Source organism: Nocardia sp. NPDC050413 (genome assembly GCF_040655475.1).
Classification (GTDB): domain Bacteria; phylum Actinomycetota; class Actinomycetes; order Mycobacteriales; family Mycobacteriaceae; genus Nocardia; species Nocardia coubleae.
This window is the reverse complement of sequence record NZ_JBFAJZ010000001.1, coordinates 804,592-823,215: the sequence shown is the minus strand read 5'-3', so window position 1 is coordinate 823,215 and position 18,624 is coordinate 804,592. Positions and strand designations below refer to the sequence as shown.

The following is an 18,624-nucleotide window of genomic DNA, read 5'->3' as shown; positions in this document are numbered from 1 at the left end:
ATGGGTACCGCAACGTTGTGGCTGCTGCCCGCGATCCCCCTGTTCGGCGCGATCGTTCTGCTGTTGCTGGGGCGCCGCGCCGACGGCTGGGGGCACTACCTCGGTACGGCCGCCGCCCTCGGTTCGTTCGTCGTCGCGGTCGTCGCTTTCGTCGCCATGCTCGGTCGCGCCGACACCGACCGCGCCCAGCATCTGGAGCTGTTCACCTGGGTACCGGTGGCGCAGATGCAGGTCGCGTTCGGGCTGCAACTCGACCAGCTGTCGATCTGCTTCGCGCTGCTCATCACCGGCGTCGGCTCCCTGATCCACCTCTATTCGATCGGCTACATGAGCCACGATCCGGGCAGGCGCCGCTTCTTCGGCTACCTCAACCTGTTCCTGGCCGCCATGCTCGTGCTCGTCCTGGCCGACAACTTCCTCGTGCTCTACCTCGGCTGGGAAGGTGTGGGTCTCGCGTCGTACCTGCTGATCGGGTTCTGGTACGAGAAGCCTTCCGCCGCAACGGCTGCCAAGAAGGCATTCGTGGTGAACCGAGTCGGTGACATGGGTCTGGCCATCGCCATGATGGTCATGTTCGCGACCTTCGGTTCCTTCGACTTCCGGACGGTGTTCGCGGCCGCACCGGGCGCGAGCGAAGGCACGCTGACCGTGATCGGGTTGATGTTGCTGCTCGCCGCGTGCGGTAAATCCGCGCAGGTGCCGCTGCAGTCCTGGCTCGGTGACGCCATGGAAGGCCCGACGCCGGTGTCGGCGCTCATCCACGCCGCCACCATGGTCACCGCCGGTGTGTACCTGATCGCGCGCGCCAACCCGATCTACGATCTGGCCCCCGGTGCACAGGCAGCGGTGCTCGCCGTCGGCGCGGTGACGTTGCTGTTCGGCGCGATCATCGGCTGCGCCAAGGACGACATCAAGAAGGCGCTGGCCGCCTCGACGATGAGCCAGATCGGCTACATGATCCTCGCGGTCGGTCTCGGTCCCGCCGGCTACGCCTTCGCGATCATGCACCTGCTCACCCACGGCTTCTTCAAGGCCGGGCTGTTCCTGGGCGCCGGATCGGTGATGCACGCGATGAACGACGAAACCGATATGCGCCGCTACGGCGGGCTTCGCACCCTGATGCCGATCACCTTCGTCACCTTCGGGCTCGGCTACCTGGCGATCATCGGCGTGCCACCACTGTCGGGCTTCTTCTCCAAGGACAAGATCATCGAGGCCGCCTTCGACCACGGCGGCACCACCGGTGTCCTGCTCGGTGTGGTCACCCTGCTCGGCGCCGGGCTCACCGCCTTCTACATGACCCGGGTCATGCTGATGACGTTCTTCGGTGAACGCCGTTGGAAACCCGACACCCACCCGCACGAATCACCCGCGGTGATGACCGGGCCGATGATCCTGCTCGCCCTCGGATCCGTGTTCGCCGGTGGACTGTTCGTATGGGGTTCGTCGCTGGTGCACTGGCTCGAACCCGTCGTCGGCTCGCACCACGCCGAACCCGTGGTCCCGCCCATCGTCGTCACCGGACTCGCGTTGACGGTGGTCGCGATCGGTGTCGCCGTGGCCTACCGCAAGTACGCCGAGTCGGCCGTTCCCGAGGTCGCGCCGGAGCCGGTCACCGTGCTCACCCGCGCCGCACGCAAGGACCTCTACGGTGATGCCGTGAACGAAGCGGCGTTCGAACGTCCCGGCCGCTACCTCACCCGGGCGCTGGTATTCGTCGATGCCAAGGGTGTCGACGGGATCGTCAACGGGACGGCCGCCGCCATCGGCGGGCTGTCGGCCCGAACCCGGCGCGTGCAAACAGGTTTCGTCCGCTCGTATGCCCTGTCCATGTTCACCGGCGCGGCTCTGGTGGCCGCTGCCCTGCTCGCGGTGAGGTTCTGGTGAACTCGTTTCCCTGGCTGACGACGCTCTGGCTCGCCCCCGCGATCGGTGCCGTCGCGGTGCTCGCGGTCCCCGCCGCTCAGCGCACCCTGGCCCGCGCACTCGCGTTCACGGTGTCGTTCGGTGTGCTCGTGCTCGCCGTCGTGCTCGCGGTGAATTTCCGGCCCGGCGGTGAGCAGTACCAATTCGTCGAATCCCACGAGTGGATCCCGGCGTTCGGGGTCGGTTACACCCTCGGCCTCGACGGCATCGCCACCGCCCTGGTACTGCTCACCGCGCTGCTCGTGCCGCTGCTGGTCCTGGCGGGCTGGAACGACGACAGCGGCGACGGCCGCAAGAACACCCACCTGTACATGGCGTTGATGCTGCTGGTCGAGTCGATGGTGCTGATCTCGTTCCTCGCCCTCGACATCCTGCTGTTCTACATCTTCTTCGAAGCCATGCTGATCCCGATGTACTTCCTCATCGGCGGCTTCGGCGCCCGCACGACCGACGCCGCCGTGCGTGCGCAACGTTCGCGCGCGGCGGTGAAGTTCCTGCTGTACAACCTTTTCGGTGGGTTGATCATGCTGGCCGCGGTGATCGGGTTGTACGTGCTCACCGCCCGCGCCGGTCTCGGTCAGGGCTCGGCGGGCACCTTCGATCTGCGGGTGGTGGTCGAGGCGGCCAACAACGGCGAGCTCGGCGGTAGTACGGCGGTCTTGAACGCCCTGTTCCTCGGGTTCATGTTCGCCTTCGCGGTGAAGGCTCCTCTGTGGCCGCTGCACACCTGGCTGCCCGACGCCGCCGTGTCGGCCACCCCGTCGAGCGCGGTGCTGATGATGGCGGTGGTCGACAAGGTCGGCACCTTCGGCATGCTGCGCTACTGCCTGCTGCTGTTCCCCCTCGCCTCCGACACCTTCGCTCCGCTGGTGATCACCCTCGCGGTGATCGGTGTGCTCTACGGTGCGCTGCTCGCGATCGGACAGACCGACGTGATGCGCCTGATCGCCTACACCTCCATCTCGCACTTCGGGTTCATCATCCTCGGCATCTTCGCCATGACCTCCCAGGCGCAGTCCGGTGCCACGCTGTATATGGTGAACCACGGATTGTCCACGGCCGCACTCTTTCTCATCGCCGGATTCCTCGTCAGCAGGCGCGGCAGCCGGATGATCGCCGATTTCGGCGGCGTGCAGAAGGTCGCCCCCGTGCTGGCGGGCACGTTCTTCATCGCTGGACTCGCGACACTGTCGCTGCCCGGACTCGCCCCGTTCGTCAGCGAATTCCTGGTCCTGGTCGGCACGTTCAGCCGATACGAGGTGGCCGCGGTGGTGGCGACCGGTGCGCTGGTCCTTGCCGCGATCTACGTGCTGTGGCTCTACCAGCGGCTGATGACCGGTCCGGTGCGCGCGGGCAACGAGAACCTGCGCGATCTGGTGCCGCGCGAACTCGCCGTGGTCGTTCCGCTGCTCGTCGCCCTGCTGGTGCTCGGCCTGTACCCGAAGCCGATGCTCGACCTGGTGAATCCCGCAGTGGGACAGACCTTGTCGACCATCGGTAAGCAGGATCCGGCACCGAAGGTCCCCGCTCCTGAAGCAGCCCCCACCGGCGGACACAAATGAGGACGGACTCCGTGACCATCAACGAGCTCGCGGCCCCGCTGACCGCGCCGAGCATCGAATACCACCTGCTCGCACCGATGCTGATCGTGTTCACCGTCGGCGTCGTCGGTGTGCTGGTCGAGGCGTTCGCGCCCCGCGCCTACCGGTACGGCACCCATGTGGTGCTCGGCATCGCCGGTGTGCTCGCCGCGCTCGTCGCCGTGGTGCTGCTCGCCGGCACCGAGGCCACCGCCGTGGTCGGCGCCGTCGCGATCGACGGTGTCACCTTGTTTCTGCAGGGCACCATTCTCGTGATCGGGCTGCTCGGACTACTGCTGATCGCCGAACGCGGTGCGGTGCGGCGGGTGCGCAGCGGGCCGGGCACCTGGAGCCGGGCCGCCGCCGTCCTCGAACGCGGCGTCGACGCCTTCACCCCGCAGGCGTCGTCGGTCCCGGGCAGTGCCAACGAACTCGCCGCCGTGCGGGCGGGCGTCTCGACCACCGAGGTCTTCCCGCTGACCATGCTCGCTCTGGGCGGGTTGCTGTTGTTTCCGGCGTCCAACGATCTGCTCACCATGTTCGTCGCGCTGGAGGTGCTGTCGCTGCCGCTGTATCTGCTGTGCGGACTCGCCCGGCGCAGGCGGCTGCTGTCACAGGAAGCGGCACTGAAGTACTTCCTGCTCGGCGCCTTCTCCTCGGCGTTCTTCCTCTACGGTGTCGCCCTGCTCTACGGGCAGACCGGCACCGTCTCGCTGCCGGAAATCGGTGCGGCACTGGACAAGCAGGGCGACGACGCCACTCTCGCCCTGCTCGGTATCGCGATGCTCGCGGTGGGACTGCTGTTCAAGATCGGTGCCGTGCCGTTCCAGGCGTGGGTGCCCGACGTGTATCAGGGCGCACCGACCCCGATCACCGGGTTCATGGCGGCCGCGACCAAGATCGCCGCGGTCGGGGCGACCATGCGGGTGCTGATGGTGGGAACCGGTGCGCTCAGCGACGATTGGCGGCCCGTGCTCGCCGCCGTCGCGGTGGCGACGATGGTGGTCGGTGCGGTCATGGCGGTCACCCAGACCGATGTGAAGCGGATGCTCGCCTACTCCTCCATTGCGCACGCCGGGTTCCTGCTCGTCGGCATGACCGCCGCCGATTCCGCGGGCTTGGCGGCGGTGATGTTCTATCTGCTGGCCTACGGTCTGGGCACCGTCGGTGCGTTCGCGGTGGTCAGTCTGGTGCGCGACGCTTCCGGCGACGAGGCGACCGCCATGGCGCAGTGGGCCGGTCTCGGCAAGCGGTCCCCCTGGCTGGCCTCGGTATTCGCGCTGCTGCTGCTGTCGTTCGCCGGGCTTCCGTTGACCAGCGGATTCGTCAGCAAGTTCGCGGTATTCGCCGCCGCCTCCGGTGCCGACTACATCTTCCTGGTCATCATCGGTGTCGTGTGCAGCGCCATCGCCGCGTTCTTCTACGTCCGCGTCATCGTGCTGATGTTCTTCACCGAGCCGCCCGCCGACGCCCCGACCGCGACCTCACCGTTCGCGACCGTCCTCGTCGTCGCCTTCACCGCGGGCGCGACCGTGCTCCTCGGCCTGTTCCCCCAGCCCGTCCTCGACCTGGCAGAACGGGCGGCCCACTTCATCCAGTAGCGATCAGCTAGGACGCGGCGCGTACATGATGATCGCGACGCCGAGCAGGCAGATGGCCGCCCCGATCACGTCCCAGCGGTCGGGGCGGAAGCCGTCCAATGCCATGCCCCACAGCAGGGATCCGGCCACGAACACCCCGCCGTAGGCGGCCAGGATCCGCCCGAAATCGGCGTCGGGCTGTAGCGTGGCGACGAAACCGTAGAGGCCGAGGGCGATGACTCCGGCGCCGATCCAGGCCACGCCCTTGTGCTCGCGCACGCCCTGCCAGACCAGCCAGGCGCCGCCGATCTCGGCAACGGCGGCCAGCGCGAACAGTAGGATGGAACGCAACACGGTCATGGGCGTACATCCCGAATTCTGATCCGCGACCGTGGCGAGGTTGCAGTGAATTCGAGCCGGCCTATCCGTGAAACACTCACCCGACCGCCTCGATCGCGGCCGAGGCGTGTGAGGCGAAGGCGTCGAGTACATCGACGTGGTTCGCGGGAACACCGACTCGCATCATCAAGCCCTCCTCCTCGACAGCGAAGTCGAAGGTGAAGAACGCACAGCAGCGGCTCTCACGCTCGGAGAGCTCGCGCGCCATCGCCTCGGCACCCGGATCGAGGATCACTTCGAGCCGCGTCCGAGCGGGACGCCTGGTTGTGCGTGCCCAGCTGCGGAAAAGCTGGTCGAACTCGGCGACCCGGATCGGTTGCTCCGCCGTGGGCAGGGTGCACGCCGGAGACACCCAATCGCCCTGCTCTGGTTGAAGCTGCATTCTTCGACGGTAACCCGGTCCCTCGGTATCGGATATAACCCTCTCCGGACGCCGCGAGTGGTGGATCAGCCGCAGAGCCCGCTGGTGATCCAGGCGCCCATGTTCGCGGCGGTCGGGGTGCCGGTGTAGGAGTAGGTGAAGGCGCGGCCCGCGGTGGTGGCGCCCGCGAGGGCACCGAAGCCGCGGACGCTGCCGTTATGGCCGATGAAACGTGTACCGCAAGGCAGTTGGGTGTAGCCGATGCCGAGTCCGTAGGACATGCCGTTGCCTTCGCCCATGTCGACGCCGTCGAGCATGTCGCGCAACTGGGCGGGCGGAACCACCTGGCCCGACACCAGTGCGAGGAAGAAGCGATTGAGGTCGGCGCCGGTACTGACCAGGGCGCCTGAGGCCCACGGCAGAGACGGTTCCATGAGGGTTTCGTCGGTGACCTTTCCGTCGACCGTGGTGTAGCCGGACAGATGGGGTCGGCGCAGACCGGTTTCGCCGGTGGCGGGCAGATAGGTGTGTGTCAGGCCGAGCGGGGTGATGATGCGGTCGGCGAGCTCGGCGGCGTACGAGCGCCCGGTGACGGCTTCGATCAGCATTCCCGCCACCAGGTAGTTGGTGTTGTTGTACTGAAAGCGGGTGCCGGGAGCCGACTCGGCGGGTGACTGCAGGATGATCGCCATCTCCTCCTCGGGTGTGAAGGTGCGGCCGACGACGGCCGCCTGATGCTCCGTCAGTTCGAACGAACGCGGAACCGGCAATCCGCTGCGGTGACCGAGGAGCTGACGAACCGTGATCGCCTGCCCGTCCACGCCGTCACCACGAAGCAAACCCGGCAGATACTTCTCCACCGGCGCGTCCAGCGCCACCCGCCCCTCGGCGACCAACTGCAACACCACCGCCGCCGTGAACGTCTTGGTGATGCTGCCGACCCGCACGTACTGCGGTCGATCATCAGGAATCGGTGCGCCCTCGACGAGATCGGCGACCCCAGCGCTGATCACCGCCGTCGCACCGTTGTCGGTCAGGGTGGCGACAGCGCCGACAGCTCCGGACCGCACCAATCCGGCAAGGTCGGCCCGCACCGAGTCCAGCCGTGCGGGCGCGACGCCGGGCGCCTCAGCGGAGCTCGTCGTACAGCTCGTCAGCAACAAGGCGATGGTGCAGATCGGCAGGATCAACGTACGTGTCAGCATGAGCAGACAGTAGAAAGCCCTGGTGCACAGGCACATTGAACTGCGGTACTACCAGCTGTCAGACTGCCGTACCCCTCAGGGAGGTGTCAGCAGGCGGTATAGACGAAGACCCTTCGCACGTCCCGGCCGCCGTCGTGAACCACGACGTAGCGCCCCGAGGCGCGAAGTCGTACTGGTCATCCGGTTGATCGCTAAGTATTGGCGACCGATGTCGGAAACGAACAGGAATCGAGGGTGACCTTCGCGCACGCCGTTAGATGGCCCAGATTCTCCGTCTGGGAGGAGCAGGCCCCGAGGCTCGCCGGGAGCAGACAGCGGCGAGCCACAGATGCGCGGGGGCGTCATGGGAGCATTCAACGGGCCTGTTCGGTGAGCGACCGTGCTCACGGCTCGTCGAGCGCTTCTTGCAGGCGGGCGGCGAAAGTGGCTGGTTCGTTGACGAATCCGGTGTGGTCGCCGGGGAACAGGACCGGGTCGACGCCGAGCGCCGAGGCCAGTTGGCGGGAGGTGCGGTCGCAGAGCTGGCCGGAGGAGTCGGTGCCGATGCCGACGATGACGCGGGTGGGGATCGTGCGGAGCAGGGGCGGATCGGGCACCCATGCGGTGGTGTGGCGCAGTTCGTGGGTGAGCCAGTAGCGTTCGCTCGCCACTTGGCGTGGGTCGCGGTCGGTGCCGAACATCTGCTCGAGGACCGGCTCGGGAATCGGAATGTCGGCTTGGGCGAAGAACTTCCGCCACGCACCGAGTACATCGCCGTCGGTGTAGGTGGCGATGATGTCGTCGGTGCGGGCCCGCTGAGCGTCGGCGTCGGGGAGCAGCTCGCGCAGCGGGGGTTCGTGGGCGACGACCGTGGTGACCAGGTCGGGGTGGTTCTGGGCCAGGGCGAGCGCGGACACGGCGCCGCCGCTGGAACCGAACACCACCGCCGGGCCCGCGTCGAGATGGGTGACGAGCCGGGCCAGGTCGTCGGCGCGGGCCGCGACGGTGGAGTCCTGATCCGGGTCGTTCAGGGAGCTGGCGTTGTGGCCGCGCGGGTCGGTGGTGAGGACCGTGTTGGTGGTGGCGAGCTGTTCGGCCAGCGGGGCGAACGCGGCGGCGTTCATCGGTGCGCCGACGAGCACCATCAGCGGTCCCGACCCCCTGACCTCGTAGTACAGACGGGCATCGGGCACCACGAGGGTGCCGGTGGTGACGGCGGAACTGGCGGTCATGAGCCTCTCCCGGATCTCGGCCTACAGGTAGCACCCATAAAGACGGTGCCCACCGCCAGAACTCATCGCTGCCCGCGAAAAACTTTTTGTGAACTCAGTTGTAGGACTTGGCGACCCCGTCGAGTAGGTTTTCCAGCGTCTCGTACGCGGGCACGTCGACCACGTCGATCAGGTCGGCGGGAACCGGCACCTTGCGCTCGGCGGCCACGGCGGTGAACTGCGCGTTGTCGCCCGTGCGGAAACCGTGTTCGGCGGCGAGACGGCGCAGTTCGGCGTTCTCGGTGAGCAGCTTGCCGATCCGGTCGCCCGTATCGGTGAACGGGACAAGCGTGTGGCTCGACAGCACGGTGGGTGTCGGATAAGTGAGAACCATGTCGTCGGTGATGCGTCCCTGCCCCGCCGCCTCGACGAACTGGGCCTCGTAGATGCACACCATCGGTGTCGGGCCCATCCCGTTGGTCAGGTACTGGGTGAACGGCCCTTCGCTGCTGTTGTCGGTGTAGCCCTGGGCGAGGAACAGTTTCGACAGCGTCGGCAGCACATGCTGTTCGGCGGTGCCACCGCGCACGATGGTGTGATCGTTGGCCACATAGCCGGCGATGGCCATGTACATCGCGGCGGAGTTCGAGGTACGCGGGTCGGTGGTGGAGACCAGGATGTTCTTGGCCACCGGGTAGGTCGTGTTGCCGGGCAGATCGTCCCACTGCACACCCTGGGCGGTGAGCTCGAGGTAACGCTGCATGTCGAAAGTCGCGACCGGGCCGGGCTTGATCACGCCTGCCGCGGTGAGCAGGTCGGCGATCGGCCGGTAGGTGGCGATCGCGATCGGCGAGGAGAACGGCGTGTACCCGGTGGTGACATTGCGCAACCGCTGAATGCGTTCGGCGGCGGGCTTGCTCGACGGAAACGCGAAATCGAAGCTGTCGAGGTTCACCTCGGTGGCGATCTGCCGCGATCCCGCGGGCTGTACCTCCACCCGGATCCCGTTGTCGGTGAGCACCTGCACGACGCGCTCGTCGGCGAAGAACGACATCTTCTCCGACCCGACCACGCCGCGCACCACGGTGACCGCGCCGATCGGTGCGGCGGCCGGGCTTTCGGCGCTGCTCGGCCACAGCGTCATCCCGGCGGCCACGATCGCCACCGCTCCGACCGCACCGACCGACAGCGAAACGAGCTTCCGCCTGGTCACCGACGGCGCGGCAGGCTTCTCCTCGACGGCGACCGGTTCGGCTGGCTGCTCGGTCGCAGCAGGGCGCGCGGTCGGCGCGGGCACTCGCACGGTGGGGTCGGAATCGGCGAGTTCGTTGCGCACGATCCGCTCGACCAGAATCGGCACGAACTCACGGATGGGCTTGCCCTCGAAGCGGGTGTGCGCGGCGCCGACGGCCGAGGTCACCTGCTCGACGGGAACATTGTCCGACAGATCTTCGACCAGGCTTTCGGTCATGCGCCGCATGGCCTGCTTCTCACGTTCGACGGCATCGGCAGCTACGCCGGGGATTACGCGCGACACCACAATTCTCCTGGTCATACTTCGGGGCTGCGGACGCGGCGCGCGGCGACCTGCGCACGCCGCGGGCCACGCTACCGGCGCGCAGCACAGTTACCCCAGCTGTGAACGGCCCGGCACGCAGAGTTCAGCACCCGCTCCGTTTCCGGCAACGTCATGTTGTCCGGATGTTCGTCCACCGCCGCGAAAAGTGCACTGCGGGTGTGGGATTGGGGGTCAGCGGTCGGCGACGGCCTGTGTGTTCACCGTCGGGGCGGGCGCGGTGGCGGTGTGTGTGGCCCGCACGATACCGGCGGCGAGCAGGTCGAGCACGCCGATCACGATCAGTCCGGCGCCGGTCATCGTCGCCAGGCCGGTGACGGTCTTGAAGGTCATGGCGATGATCGTGATGCCGATCCCGAGGGTGCCGAGCCCGCAGAGCTCGGCCGCCCAGCTGTCGGGGCGATCGTCGTCCCACACCGCGACGAGTGCGAGCAGGATCCCCCGCACCGTCCACCCGAGCCCGATCCACAGCGCGAGCAGTTCGATGTTCCCGCCACTGAACGCCAGCACGGCCAGCACCGACGTGAGCGCGGCACTCACCAGCACCAGCACCCGAAGCAGGAAGCCGATCCGCGCCCACAACGCCAGGAACCCCTGCACGAGCGCGCTGATCACCAGGGCGATCCCGAAAATCAGTGCCAGCGTCGATTCGTCGCGCCCGGGCCACAGCAACGTCACCACCCCGAGCACGAGCGACGCCCCGCCCGCGATCACCATCGCCTGCCGGGTCCCCCCGCTGTGCTGCCCCTCCCCGTCGGTCAAGGACATGCCGCCCACCCTATGCCCGATGAGCCCCGGTGCGCCTCAACCACCGTGGCGTGGCGCACCGACATCGCCTCTCACCTCGGACCGGTGTCCCGACCTACCGCTTCTTCGAGCGTGCATGGTGATTCTCGCGGTGACGAGGGCGTTGCCGTCGGCGTCGAAGACGTCGACCGGGACGACGAGTTCCGTGGGGTTGTCGGCGAATTCGGGCGTTGCGGCGTGTTCCGGAGCGCTCGGTTGGTACGGCCGGCCTATGTGTCATGGTCGGCATCCTCCGTCTCGTCTCAGCGCAGGGCCGCGGTGACGGCGGCGTACATAGTGTTCTTGATGGCGGCGAGAGTGGCGGGGTTCTTGCCGAGGATCGGGGTGAGCTTTGCGGCGGCGTCGGCGACGATCTCGGCTTCGGTGGCCGTGGCGTCGACGAGGCCGGCGTCGAGGGCATCCGGACCGGAGAAGCGGTGACCGGTGGTCATTGCGGTGACCGCGGCCTGCGGGCCGAGTTTGGCCTGGATCAGAGCGGCCATGCCGGGGGTGAAGGGGATGTCGATGTCGACCTCGGGGAAGCAGTAGTAGCCGCGGTCCGCACGCATGATCCGGAAGTCGTGGGCGATGGCCAGCATGGCGCCCGCGCCGAAGGCGTGGCCGTTGACGGCGGCGAGGGTCGGCAGCGGGAAGGTGAGGATGCGGGCGAACAGTTCCTGAACCCGGCCGACGTACCATTCGCTTCGGTCGCCGTTGGCCATCAGCCATTCCAGGTCGAGCCCGTTGGAATAGAACTTGCCGCTGCCGACGGTGATCAGGCCCTGCGCTTCCTGTTCGATGGTGTCAAGCTGGGTGTTCACGCTGTCGATCCAGTCCGGGGAGAACCGGTTTTCGTTGTCGCCGAGGGTGAGCACGGCGATCTTGTCCTCGTAGTGCACTGTCGCGGTCATGGTGTTGCCTCTCATTTCTTGGGGGTGGAGTCGTCAAGGGGCAGGGCGAGAACGGCGCGGACGGCGGCGGCAAGCCGTTGGCGCACTGCGGTTTCGGGGTCGCGGCGGCCACGCAGCAGCAGGGCGGTAGGCAGTTCGACCACGCAGTCACGGACGACGGTCACCGCTGCCCGATCACCTCGCCCGTACACGCTGCGCGCCAAGTCGACGAGCAGTCCGGTGAGCAGGTCGTCGAGCCGTTGCAGTTCTTCGGCGATGTCGCCGGGGATTTCGCTCGATCCGAGCAGTTCCTGCCGGGACACGGTCAACAGGAAACGCCCCGAGACCGGGTGCGCCAGCAGGAATTCCGCCGGTGTATCGGCGGCCGCCACCACCGCTTCGATCGCATGTTCCGGCACGGAACTGGTCGCCAGCGCCCGGTCGACAGCTCGACGTTGCAGCTCGAGGAACCGTTGCGCGGCGCGCAGCCAGGTGCGGCCCAACAGTCCGGCGCGCGACCCGAAGGCGTGATAGATCGCTCCGTTCGACACACCGGTCGCCTCCGACAGCGCTCGCACAGTGACGGCGGCGGGCCCGGAGTCGACGGCCATCGTTTCGGCGGCATCCAGCAGGTGATCGAGATCGTGAATCCGGGGCCGGGGCATGAGCCGAGAATAACAGAGCACTCGCTCTGTAACAATCCGCGAGGCGGCGGGCCGGCTCGTGCCGACAGCGGGGATGGATCGAGGCGAATAGAGAGCGACCACTCCGATATTTCGATATCGACGCGTCAACAAGGCTCTGATACATTCTGTTTCATAGTTGTGAAACAGTTTGTATCGTAAAGAGGAGTCGATGAGACCACCGGATCCGCGCGCCGAGCGCAGCCGTAGTTCCGCGCTCGCGTCAGCGCGCGAACTGCTGGTCGAACAGGGCCTGGCAGGGCTCACTCACGGTGCCGTCGCGGCCCGGAGCGGGATCAGCCGCGCCACGCTGTACCGGCACTGGCCCGAACCCGCCGATCTCGTCTGCGATGCGGTCGCCTGGCATATCGCCGCGGTGCGGCCCGAACCGACCGGCGACCTACGTGCCGACCTGCTCGCCGTCCTTTCCGCGACGCACGCGATGCTCCACGAACCGGTGATGGAACAGGCCATGCGCGTCATCATCGAAAGAGCAGGAGTCGATCCGCGTTTCGCGGAGGTGAAGGTGAGCCTGCACCGGTCCGGAACCGTACCGGTTCGCGCGATCCTGGCCGAGGCCATCGCTCGCGCCGAACTCCCGGCGGAACTCGACATCGATCTCGCGGTCGATCAATTGCACGGCCCGTTGTTCTTCCGTCGGCTCGTGGCTCATCGAACGTTCGATCTCGATTACGTCCGTCGTGTCATCGACCAATTCCTCAGTTCTCACCGACCCGAAATCCAAAGCCCGCAAGGACACTCATGATCATGCTCGGAAACAGCTCCCGCCTGCTCGCCGGAATCGTCGCCATCGCCACCGTATTCGGGGCGCTACTCGCCGATTTCCTGATCCCGGTCGGCGCCGCACAACACCTGCGCAACGACGCCTGGCCGCCACATGCGAAGTTCCACGACGCCCAATACATCGTGATGTCGCTCCTGCTCGGCGTCATCGCGCTCGTCCTGCTCATGCGACGGGGAGGCGACCGGCTCCCTACGCTCGGCCCGGCCTGCGCGATCCTTGCCGTTCCGTGGCTCGCGCTCCTCGGCGCGCTGCTCTTCCCCGGCACCGCCATCCAGGACCCTGAGTTCGACAACCCGTCGCCCCTCGGCCTGCACCCCCAGGTACTCCTGTCGCTGATCCTGCTGGCCCTCCTGCTCGCTGCCGTACTGCTCGCCGCCAGGAAACGGCCGGGCGCGGATCGAAGTGGATTCGGGGCGTAGGGGGATCAGAAGAACCAGCCCAGTTCGGGCGCGCGCGATGTCGTGAAGGCTTCGGTGAAAGCGGCGAGGGTGGCGGGGCTCTCGGAGTGGAGCCGGTGGGCGGTGGCGTAGGCGGTGGCTCGGTGGGCACCGAAGTAGAGGCCCGCGAGGACGTTGATGTCACACGTCAGGGCGGGGCGGCGGGTGGTCGGGGTGCATTCGGCGTGGCCGTCGCGGATCTGGAGGGCGAAGGTGCCGCCCGCGTCGCGGAAGAGGTCGTGGACCGCGATGACCGTGTCGAGGTCGTTGCGGTAGGTGCGGGCGGTAAGGGCTGCGGGGACGTCCATGAGGCGGGCCCACAGGGAATCGCCACGGTTGGTCAGCTGGACGGCGCGCGGGTTCGTCAGGAGATAGGGCAACGGATCGTCGTCAGCGACGTTGGCTTCGACGGTGTCGACGAGATCCATGCCGAGCAGAATCCGCCACAGGGCGATCTGGGCTTCCGTAGTGACAGCGCGCCATTCGGCGACGACAGCGGTCGATTTGTCGCCGTCGTAGCGGCGGCGATACAGGGCGTAACCGTCTGCGTGGAGCAGCACGAAGAGGGAGGTGGCGTTCCCGCGATGGCGTTGCGGATCGGTGAAGACGAGGTCCCATTTCGCGTCGGGACGCCGCTGGGCACCGGGTGTGCGGGCTTGCCATCGGTCGTAGACGGCACGGATGTGGTCGGCGGCCTCGGCGAGGGTGCTGAGGACGACACCGCCGGGATCCGGTGTGCCGGCGCGGAATTCCGCTTTGTGCCGATCCACGACCACCGTGTTGTCGAAGATCGCCGTCTCGTATCCGAACCGGCCGTAGATCGACCCTTCACTGGCCGTGAAGATCGTCAGCGGCAGTCCGTCCGCCTCGGTGCGTTCGTGTTGCGCCGAATACAGGGCGCGCAGGATGCCGCGTCGCCGGTGTGTCGGCGCCACCGCCACGCCCGACACGCCGCACGCCCGCACGCTGCGCTCCCCCGGCACCGTGACGCTCATGGTGATGTCGACCGTGTGCCCGACGACCCGATCTCCGTCGACCGCCACCAACGACCTCTCCACCGGGAAAATCCGCAGCTTGTGCTCGAGCTCGGCCTCTTCGTACCGCATCCCGAACCCGGTCTCCTGCAACAGCACGATCGCCTCCGCGTCCGCGCGAGTGGCTTCCCGTACCCGAATCGTCTGCACCGAAGTCATGCACCGCACCCTCCCACGCCGGGCCGCCGATCACACCTGATTTTCGCCCGCCGCCGTTGCGCGCGTCCGCACGCTGACCACTTCCACCACCGAGCGACGCACTCCCGCAAGCACATACGGGGCGGCGACCGCGCCCACCGCATCGGGCAGTGGGTCCACCGGGAGGCGGTGGACGCGAAGCGTCAGGTCCGATGACACCGGGAGGTCGGTGTGGGTGTCGGTGTCGATCGGCTGTACCGAGTTGTCCGGTACGTCGACCTGACGCACCTCCACGGAGGAGTCGACGGTGTCGCTGTAGTTCTGGGCCTGGGCGGTCGCCCGGCCGGCGAGGAGGTCGACGACGGCGTTCACCGCGACCGGATCGCGGGTGGCATCGTAGGCCCATCGCCGTCCGAGGACACCGTGTTCCATGGTGCCGACCAAGCCTTCGTCGGCGCCGTGCAGTGGCGCGCCTCGGTATGTCAGCGGGACATGGTAGAGCTGCGGGCCGGTGGCCGAGTCGTCGATCAGGAGCAGGAATTCGATGCCGACCACGCCGTCGGGATCGTCGAGCCGGAACCCGCCCGCCTTGCTCAGGCGCGGGGTGGTGCCGCGATACCACCGCCGTGTCGGCAACCATGCTTCCAGCAGCTCGAGCTTGCTCGGGGTCAGGGTGGTCTGGTGAACGATCGCCATATCGCAGGCTACATCCGAGCCGTCATCGCGCGCAGGTCCGGCAGCGAGCCGATGCGCTGGGTGACCGGGCGGCCGGGGGCTGCGGCCTGGGGTGAGCCGGTCGTGCGCAGCAAGGTGCGAACCGATTCGGGGGTGGCGCGGCCGGGGCCGGTGGACCGGATGCCCTGATAGGCGGCGATCGCGCCGACGACGATCGGTGACGCGCTCGAGGTGCCGCTGAATTCGTCGGTGTACCAGAGGTCTTCGTCGTCACCACCCTGCAGGTCCCCGTAACCGGTGGTGGTCACCTCGCGGCCCCACCCCTGCACGTCGAGGCGGGCGCCGTAGTTGGAGAAGTCCAGGCGGGAGCGCGCCGGGCCGTGGTCACGGCCGTGCAGTCCGGGCGGTGGCGCACCGGCACCGACGATGATCGCGCCGGAATCATTGTTACGGAACGGGTTTCGCCAATCGGCGGGAAAGTCGGCCGGTCGAGTGTCGTAGATCGGTGCGTCCAGGTCCTCCGCACCGTTGCCCGCGGCTTCCACCACGATCACGCCGCGCCCGACCGCGTAGCGAACGGCGGCGAAATCGTCGGGCCACCACTCGACGGCGATGTAGCCGCGCTGATCCGGGGTCGCCCGGTAGTCGAATCGGGGTCCGGGCCGGTGCAGTTCGATGAGCAGCACGTCACCGGGGTCGAGTGCGTCGGCGGCGGATCGGATGGCCGTCGCCGAACCGATCCCGAAGATCGAGATCGCCCGGATGTGCGCCTCGGGCGCGATACCGGTGATGCCGAACGGATTCAGATCGCCGCTGATCTCCCCTGCCACCGCCGTGCCGTGGTCGCGCCAACCTCGATCCGTCGACGCCGTTCCGCCGATGATCCCGCCCTGGTTGTGGCGCAGATCCTCATGGGTGAATCGCCACGCGCCCTCGATGTCGATGACCCGCACGCCGGTGCCGAGACCACCGGGGCGGGTATGCGCCCAGGTCGCGTCGATCCCGTTCGGCGCGGCATCCAGGTACGCCTGCCTGCTGCGGAAGTCCGGTGTCACCGATGGTGCCTCCGGGGCGCGGGCGACGGTGGCGCCGGGTGCTAGCGGCGGTTCAGCGGCGGGTTTGACGTACGCCGCGGTGACGGTGTCCTCGGCGCGCAACCGGTCGGCCACCTCGGTCAAGTCCCCGACCGCACCGACGACGCGGTGGTAGCCGAGGTAGGAACCGGCCTGTGCGGCCTGCGGTGTGTCGGCGAGTTTGCCCGCGAGCCGGTTGCCCGGTCCGAAGATCGGCACCAGGTGCGCGTCGCCGGGCAGCAGATTGTCGACCCGACCGCGCACCGCGCTGGTCTCACGCAGGGCGGCCGGTGTGAGATCGGGCCCGGTCGGGGCGGTGACGACGATCAGTTCCGCAGGCGACACGGCGGGCGCGGGCGTCCCGGAGTTCCGCTGCCTGCTGGATCGGGTGGAGGCCATGGCTACCAGTGAACAGGGCGTGCGCGCACACCGCCACCGTTGTGCCGCATCAGCTTTCGCGACACGCCGGTCACATGACCACGGCCACCGCTCCGGCCACCGCGATCGCACCCACATACAGCAGCACCAGGCGGGTATCGCGCAACCAGCACCGGCTGCGCCGCAGTCCGGCCCGCCACGCCCGCCAGTAACCGGCGAACGCCAGCGCACCGAACGCGGAGACCGCCCACGGACCGAACAACCAGGTGAGCAGAGCGGCGGTCGCCACCACACACAGGGTCAGCGGGTCGTGCGGTGGACGCGCGCGCACCGCTTCCTCGTAGTAGACGCCACGATCCGAACTCACCGCACCTCCATCGGCAGCAGGTTCCGCCCGGCCGGGGCTGCCACCGGCAACCGCTGCCGGGACAGTGCCGGCCAGGCCTGCACCGCGCAGAACGGGGCACATTGGTCGGCGTCGGAACGGGTGCCGACGTGCACACAGCACTGGGTGAGCCGTTCCTCGATCATCGTCGAGATGTCCATGAACGGTTTCACCGTCACCCGCACGACCCGCTCCCCCAACAGCTTGCGCAGCCGTGCGCGCCTGCCCGGCAGCGCCGAAGACGCCAGCGTCAGCAACGTCGACATCCCGAGGTCACAGTGCTGACAGATGTTCTCCCACACCGTCCCGATCTCCGGATGCGACAGCGAGGACTGCTCCGACAACAGCCCGAGCAGCGACTCCCGCACCGCTACCCGCAGCTCGGCGGGCAGATCCGGATCGGCGATGCGGTTCGACACCAGTCCCAGTTGCGACTTCAACCGGTCGTGGCCGATCAGCGACACCAGTGAGCGCCACTGCCCGGCGTCGTCGCGCAGCAGGTAACCGACCGAGCAGCAGTGCGGGTGCGAGCACGGCAGGGCGGTGAGGTCGCGCCAGGTGACCTGACCGCCGGTTTGCGGACCGAGCCTGCGCAGCACGCCGGTATGGGTGAGGCGGCGCATCGGGTCGATGACTCCGGAACGGCCGGAACCGAATTGGGGCTGGATCGACACGCCACCGACGAACGGGGTGTCCATCGCCGTGCGCAGCACCGCCCCGATCTCGTCGTCGTTCACGTCGAGCGCCACGGTCATGACCAGGGTCGTGAACACCCCCGCTTCCGAAAGGCGTTGCAGTGCTTGCTGTTTACGCATCCGCAGATCGCCACCGCGATGATGGCGTGAGGCCTGAGCCGATTCGCCGTCGTACTGCAGGTACACCTCGACCCGGTCGCGATGCGCACCGACCAGGGCGAGCAGCTCGTCGTCCACGGCCAGGCGAACGCCGTTGGTGTTGAGCAGGATCCGGGTGATCGGCCGAGCGGTCAGCTCGGCGAACAACCGTGGCAGCTCGGGATGCAGGGTGGGTTCGCCGCCGCTGAGCATCAGGACGTCCAGGCGTCCGTCTTCCCTGGCCAACCGCTGGTCGACGTTGGCGAGCACGTCCTCCACCGCGACGACTCCGCGCAGTTCCGGCGACGAATCGGCGAAACAGGTCGGGCAGCGCAGGTTGCAGCTGTCGATGATGTCCTCGAGCAGGATGCAGGTGTGCTGGGTCTGCATCTCGGGCAGACCGCGCAGATACGCCGCGGGCACCGGGTCGAAATTGCCAGGGACATCGGGACGGTGGGCCTTGGTCGGTGCGGTCCACTCCTCGAGATAGGCCAGGATCTCGGGATCTTCGTCGTAGAGGGTGCGCACCATGCCGTGACGCGGGCAGCCGCGTTCGAGCCACACCTGGCCGTCACGCTCGGCCAACCACCCCGACAACCGTGAGACCTCCGGCAGCGGACGGTCGTCGTGGCAGCGCGGGCAGAACGCGGTGACGTAGCGCAGGATGCGGTCGCCGCGCAGCGGCATCCC

18 protein-coding genes are annotated in these 18,624 nt (G+C 67.8%); 5 read left to right on the top strand and 13 right to left on the bottom strand.

Features of this window, described 5'->3' with window-relative positions:
* Genes nuoL through nuoN form a run of 3 tightly spaced genes read left to right on the top strand, consistent with a single transcriptional unit; the run spans position 1 to position 5,107 of the window.
* Positions 1-1,887, top strand: a complete 1,887-nt coding sequence (gene nuoL, locus AB0I19_RS04000) for an NADH-quinone oxidoreductase subunit L (RefSeq protein ID WP_357144121.1) — start codon at positions 1-3, stop codon at positions 1,885-1,887.
* Positions 1,884-3,488, top strand: a complete 1,605-nt coding sequence (locus tag AB0I19_RS03995) for an NADH-quinone oxidoreductase subunit M (RefSeq protein WP_357144118.1) — start codon at positions 1,884-1,886, stop codon at positions 3,486-3,488. Before nuoL ends, AB0I19_RS03995 begins: the two co-directional genes overlap by 4 nt.
* Positions 3,485-5,107: an NADH-quinone oxidoreductase subunit NuoN gene (gene nuoN, locus AB0I19_RS03990; RefSeq protein ID WP_357144115.1), complete on the top strand. Its 1,623-nt coding sequence runs from the start codon at positions 3,485-3,487 to the stop codon at positions 5,105-5,107. The genes AB0I19_RS03995 and nuoN overlap by 4 nt, the downstream gene beginning before the upstream one ends.
* Positions 5,108-5,110: 3 nt before the next feature.
* On the opposite strand, the gene AB0I19_RS03985 is transcribed toward nuoN, so the two are convergent.
* From AB0I19_RS03985 to AB0I19_RS03950, 8 genes are all read right to left on the bottom strand, one after another.
* Positions 5,111-5,446 carry a YnfA family protein gene (locus tag AB0I19_RS03985; protein WP_357144112.1) on the bottom strand — a complete coding sequence of 112 codons (336 nt, stop codon included), beginning with the start codon at positions 5,444-5,446 and terminating at the stop codon, positions 5,111-5,113.
* A gap of 76 nt (positions 5,447-5,522) precedes the next feature.
* The gene (locus AB0I19_RS03980; protein WP_357144109.1) at positions 5,523-5,867 is read right to left on the bottom strand and encodes a hypothetical protein; all 345 of its coding nucleotides are present in this window, start codon (positions 5,865-5,867) and stop codon (positions 5,523-5,525) included.
* Between the two features lie 65 nt (positions 5,868-5,932).
* Positions 5,933-7,051 carry a serine hydrolase domain-containing protein gene (locus AB0I19_RS03975; protein ID WP_357144107.1) on the bottom strand — a complete coding sequence of 373 codons (1,119 nt, stop codon included), beginning with the start codon at positions 7,049-7,051 and terminating at the stop codon, positions 5,933-5,935.
* 383 nt (positions 7,052-7,434) lie between these two features.
* Positions 7,435-8,262, bottom strand: coding sequence for an alpha/beta hydrolase (locus tag AB0I19_RS03970; RefSeq protein WP_357144104.1), 828 nt, complete (start codon positions 8,260-8,262; stop codon positions 7,435-7,437).
* A gap of 94 nt (positions 8,263-8,356) precedes the next feature.
* Positions 8,357-9,778, bottom strand: a complete 1,422-nt coding sequence (locus AB0I19_RS03965; RefSeq protein ID WP_357144101.1) for a three-helix bundle dimerization domain-containing protein — start codon at positions 9,776-9,778, stop codon at positions 8,357-8,359.
* A 213-nt stretch (positions 9,779-9,991) separates the two neighbouring features.
* Complete coding sequence (locus tag AB0I19_RS03960) at positions 9,992-10,585, bottom strand: DUF308 domain-containing protein (RefSeq protein ID WP_357144098.1); 594 nt, start codon at positions 10,583-10,585, stop codon at positions 9,992-9,994.
* A 281-nt stretch (positions 10,586-10,866) separates the two neighbouring features.
* Entirely contained in the window at positions 10,867-11,514 is a 648-nt protein-coding gene (locus AB0I19_RS03955; protein ID WP_357144096.1) for an enoyl-CoA hydratase-related protein, read from the bottom strand.
* An 11-nt stretch (positions 11,515-11,525) separates the two neighbouring features.
* On the bottom strand, positions 11,526-12,158 hold the full coding sequence (locus AB0I19_RS03950; protein WP_357144093.1) for a TetR/AcrR family transcriptional regulator: 633 nt from the start codon (positions 12,156-12,158) through the stop codon (positions 11,526-11,528).
* A 190-nt stretch (positions 12,159-12,348) separates the two neighbouring features.
* On the opposite strand from AB0I19_RS03950, the gene AB0I19_RS03945 reads away from it, so the two are divergent.
* Both AB0I19_RS03945 and AB0I19_RS03940 read left to right on the top strand, forming a co-directional pair.
* On the top strand, positions 12,349-12,942 hold the full coding sequence (locus AB0I19_RS03945) for a TetR/AcrR family transcriptional regulator (RefSeq protein ID WP_357144090.1): 594 nt from the start codon (positions 12,349-12,351) through the stop codon (positions 12,940-12,942).
* A complete protein-coding gene (locus AB0I19_RS03940) occupies positions 12,939-13,400 on the top strand; it encodes a DUF6640 family protein (RefSeq protein WP_357144087.1) in 462 nt (153 codons plus the stop codon). Before AB0I19_RS03945 ends, AB0I19_RS03940 begins: the two co-directional genes overlap by 4 nt.
* 5 nt (positions 13,401-13,405) lie before the next feature.
* Here the strand turns inward: AB0I19_RS03940 and AB0I19_RS03935 are convergent, their stop codons facing one another.
* The 5 genes from AB0I19_RS03935 to AB0I19_RS03915 all read right to left on the bottom strand — a co-directional run bounded on the left by AB0I19_RS03935 (position 13,406) and on the right by AB0I19_RS03915 (position 18,621).
* Entirely contained in the window at positions 13,406-14,611 is a 1,206-nt protein-coding gene (locus AB0I19_RS03935; protein ID WP_357144084.1) for a GNAT family N-acetyltransferase, read from the bottom strand.
* Between the two features lie 30 nt (positions 14,612-14,641).
* On the bottom strand, positions 14,642-15,286 hold the full coding sequence (locus AB0I19_RS03930; RefSeq protein ID WP_357144081.1) for a 1,4-alpha-glucan branching protein: 645 nt from the start codon (positions 15,284-15,286) through the stop codon (positions 14,642-14,644).
* 8 nt (positions 15,287-15,294) lie between these two features.
* Entirely contained in the window at positions 15,295-16,737 is a 1,443-nt protein-coding gene (locus tag AB0I19_RS03925; protein WP_357144078.1) for a S8 family serine peptidase, read from the bottom strand.
* Between the two features lie 70 nt (positions 16,738-16,807).
* Complete coding sequence (locus AB0I19_RS03920; protein WP_357144075.1) at positions 16,808-17,083, bottom strand: hypothetical protein; 276 nt, start codon at positions 17,081-17,083, stop codon at positions 16,808-16,810.
* The gene (locus AB0I19_RS03915) at positions 17,080-18,621 is read right to left on the bottom strand and encodes a radical SAM protein (protein WP_357145119.1); all 1,542 of its coding nucleotides are present in this window, start codon (positions 18,619-18,621) and stop codon (positions 17,080-17,082) included. The genes AB0I19_RS03920 and AB0I19_RS03915 overlap by 4 nt, the downstream gene beginning before the upstream one ends.
* Positions 18,622-18,624: the final 3 nt, after the last annotated feature.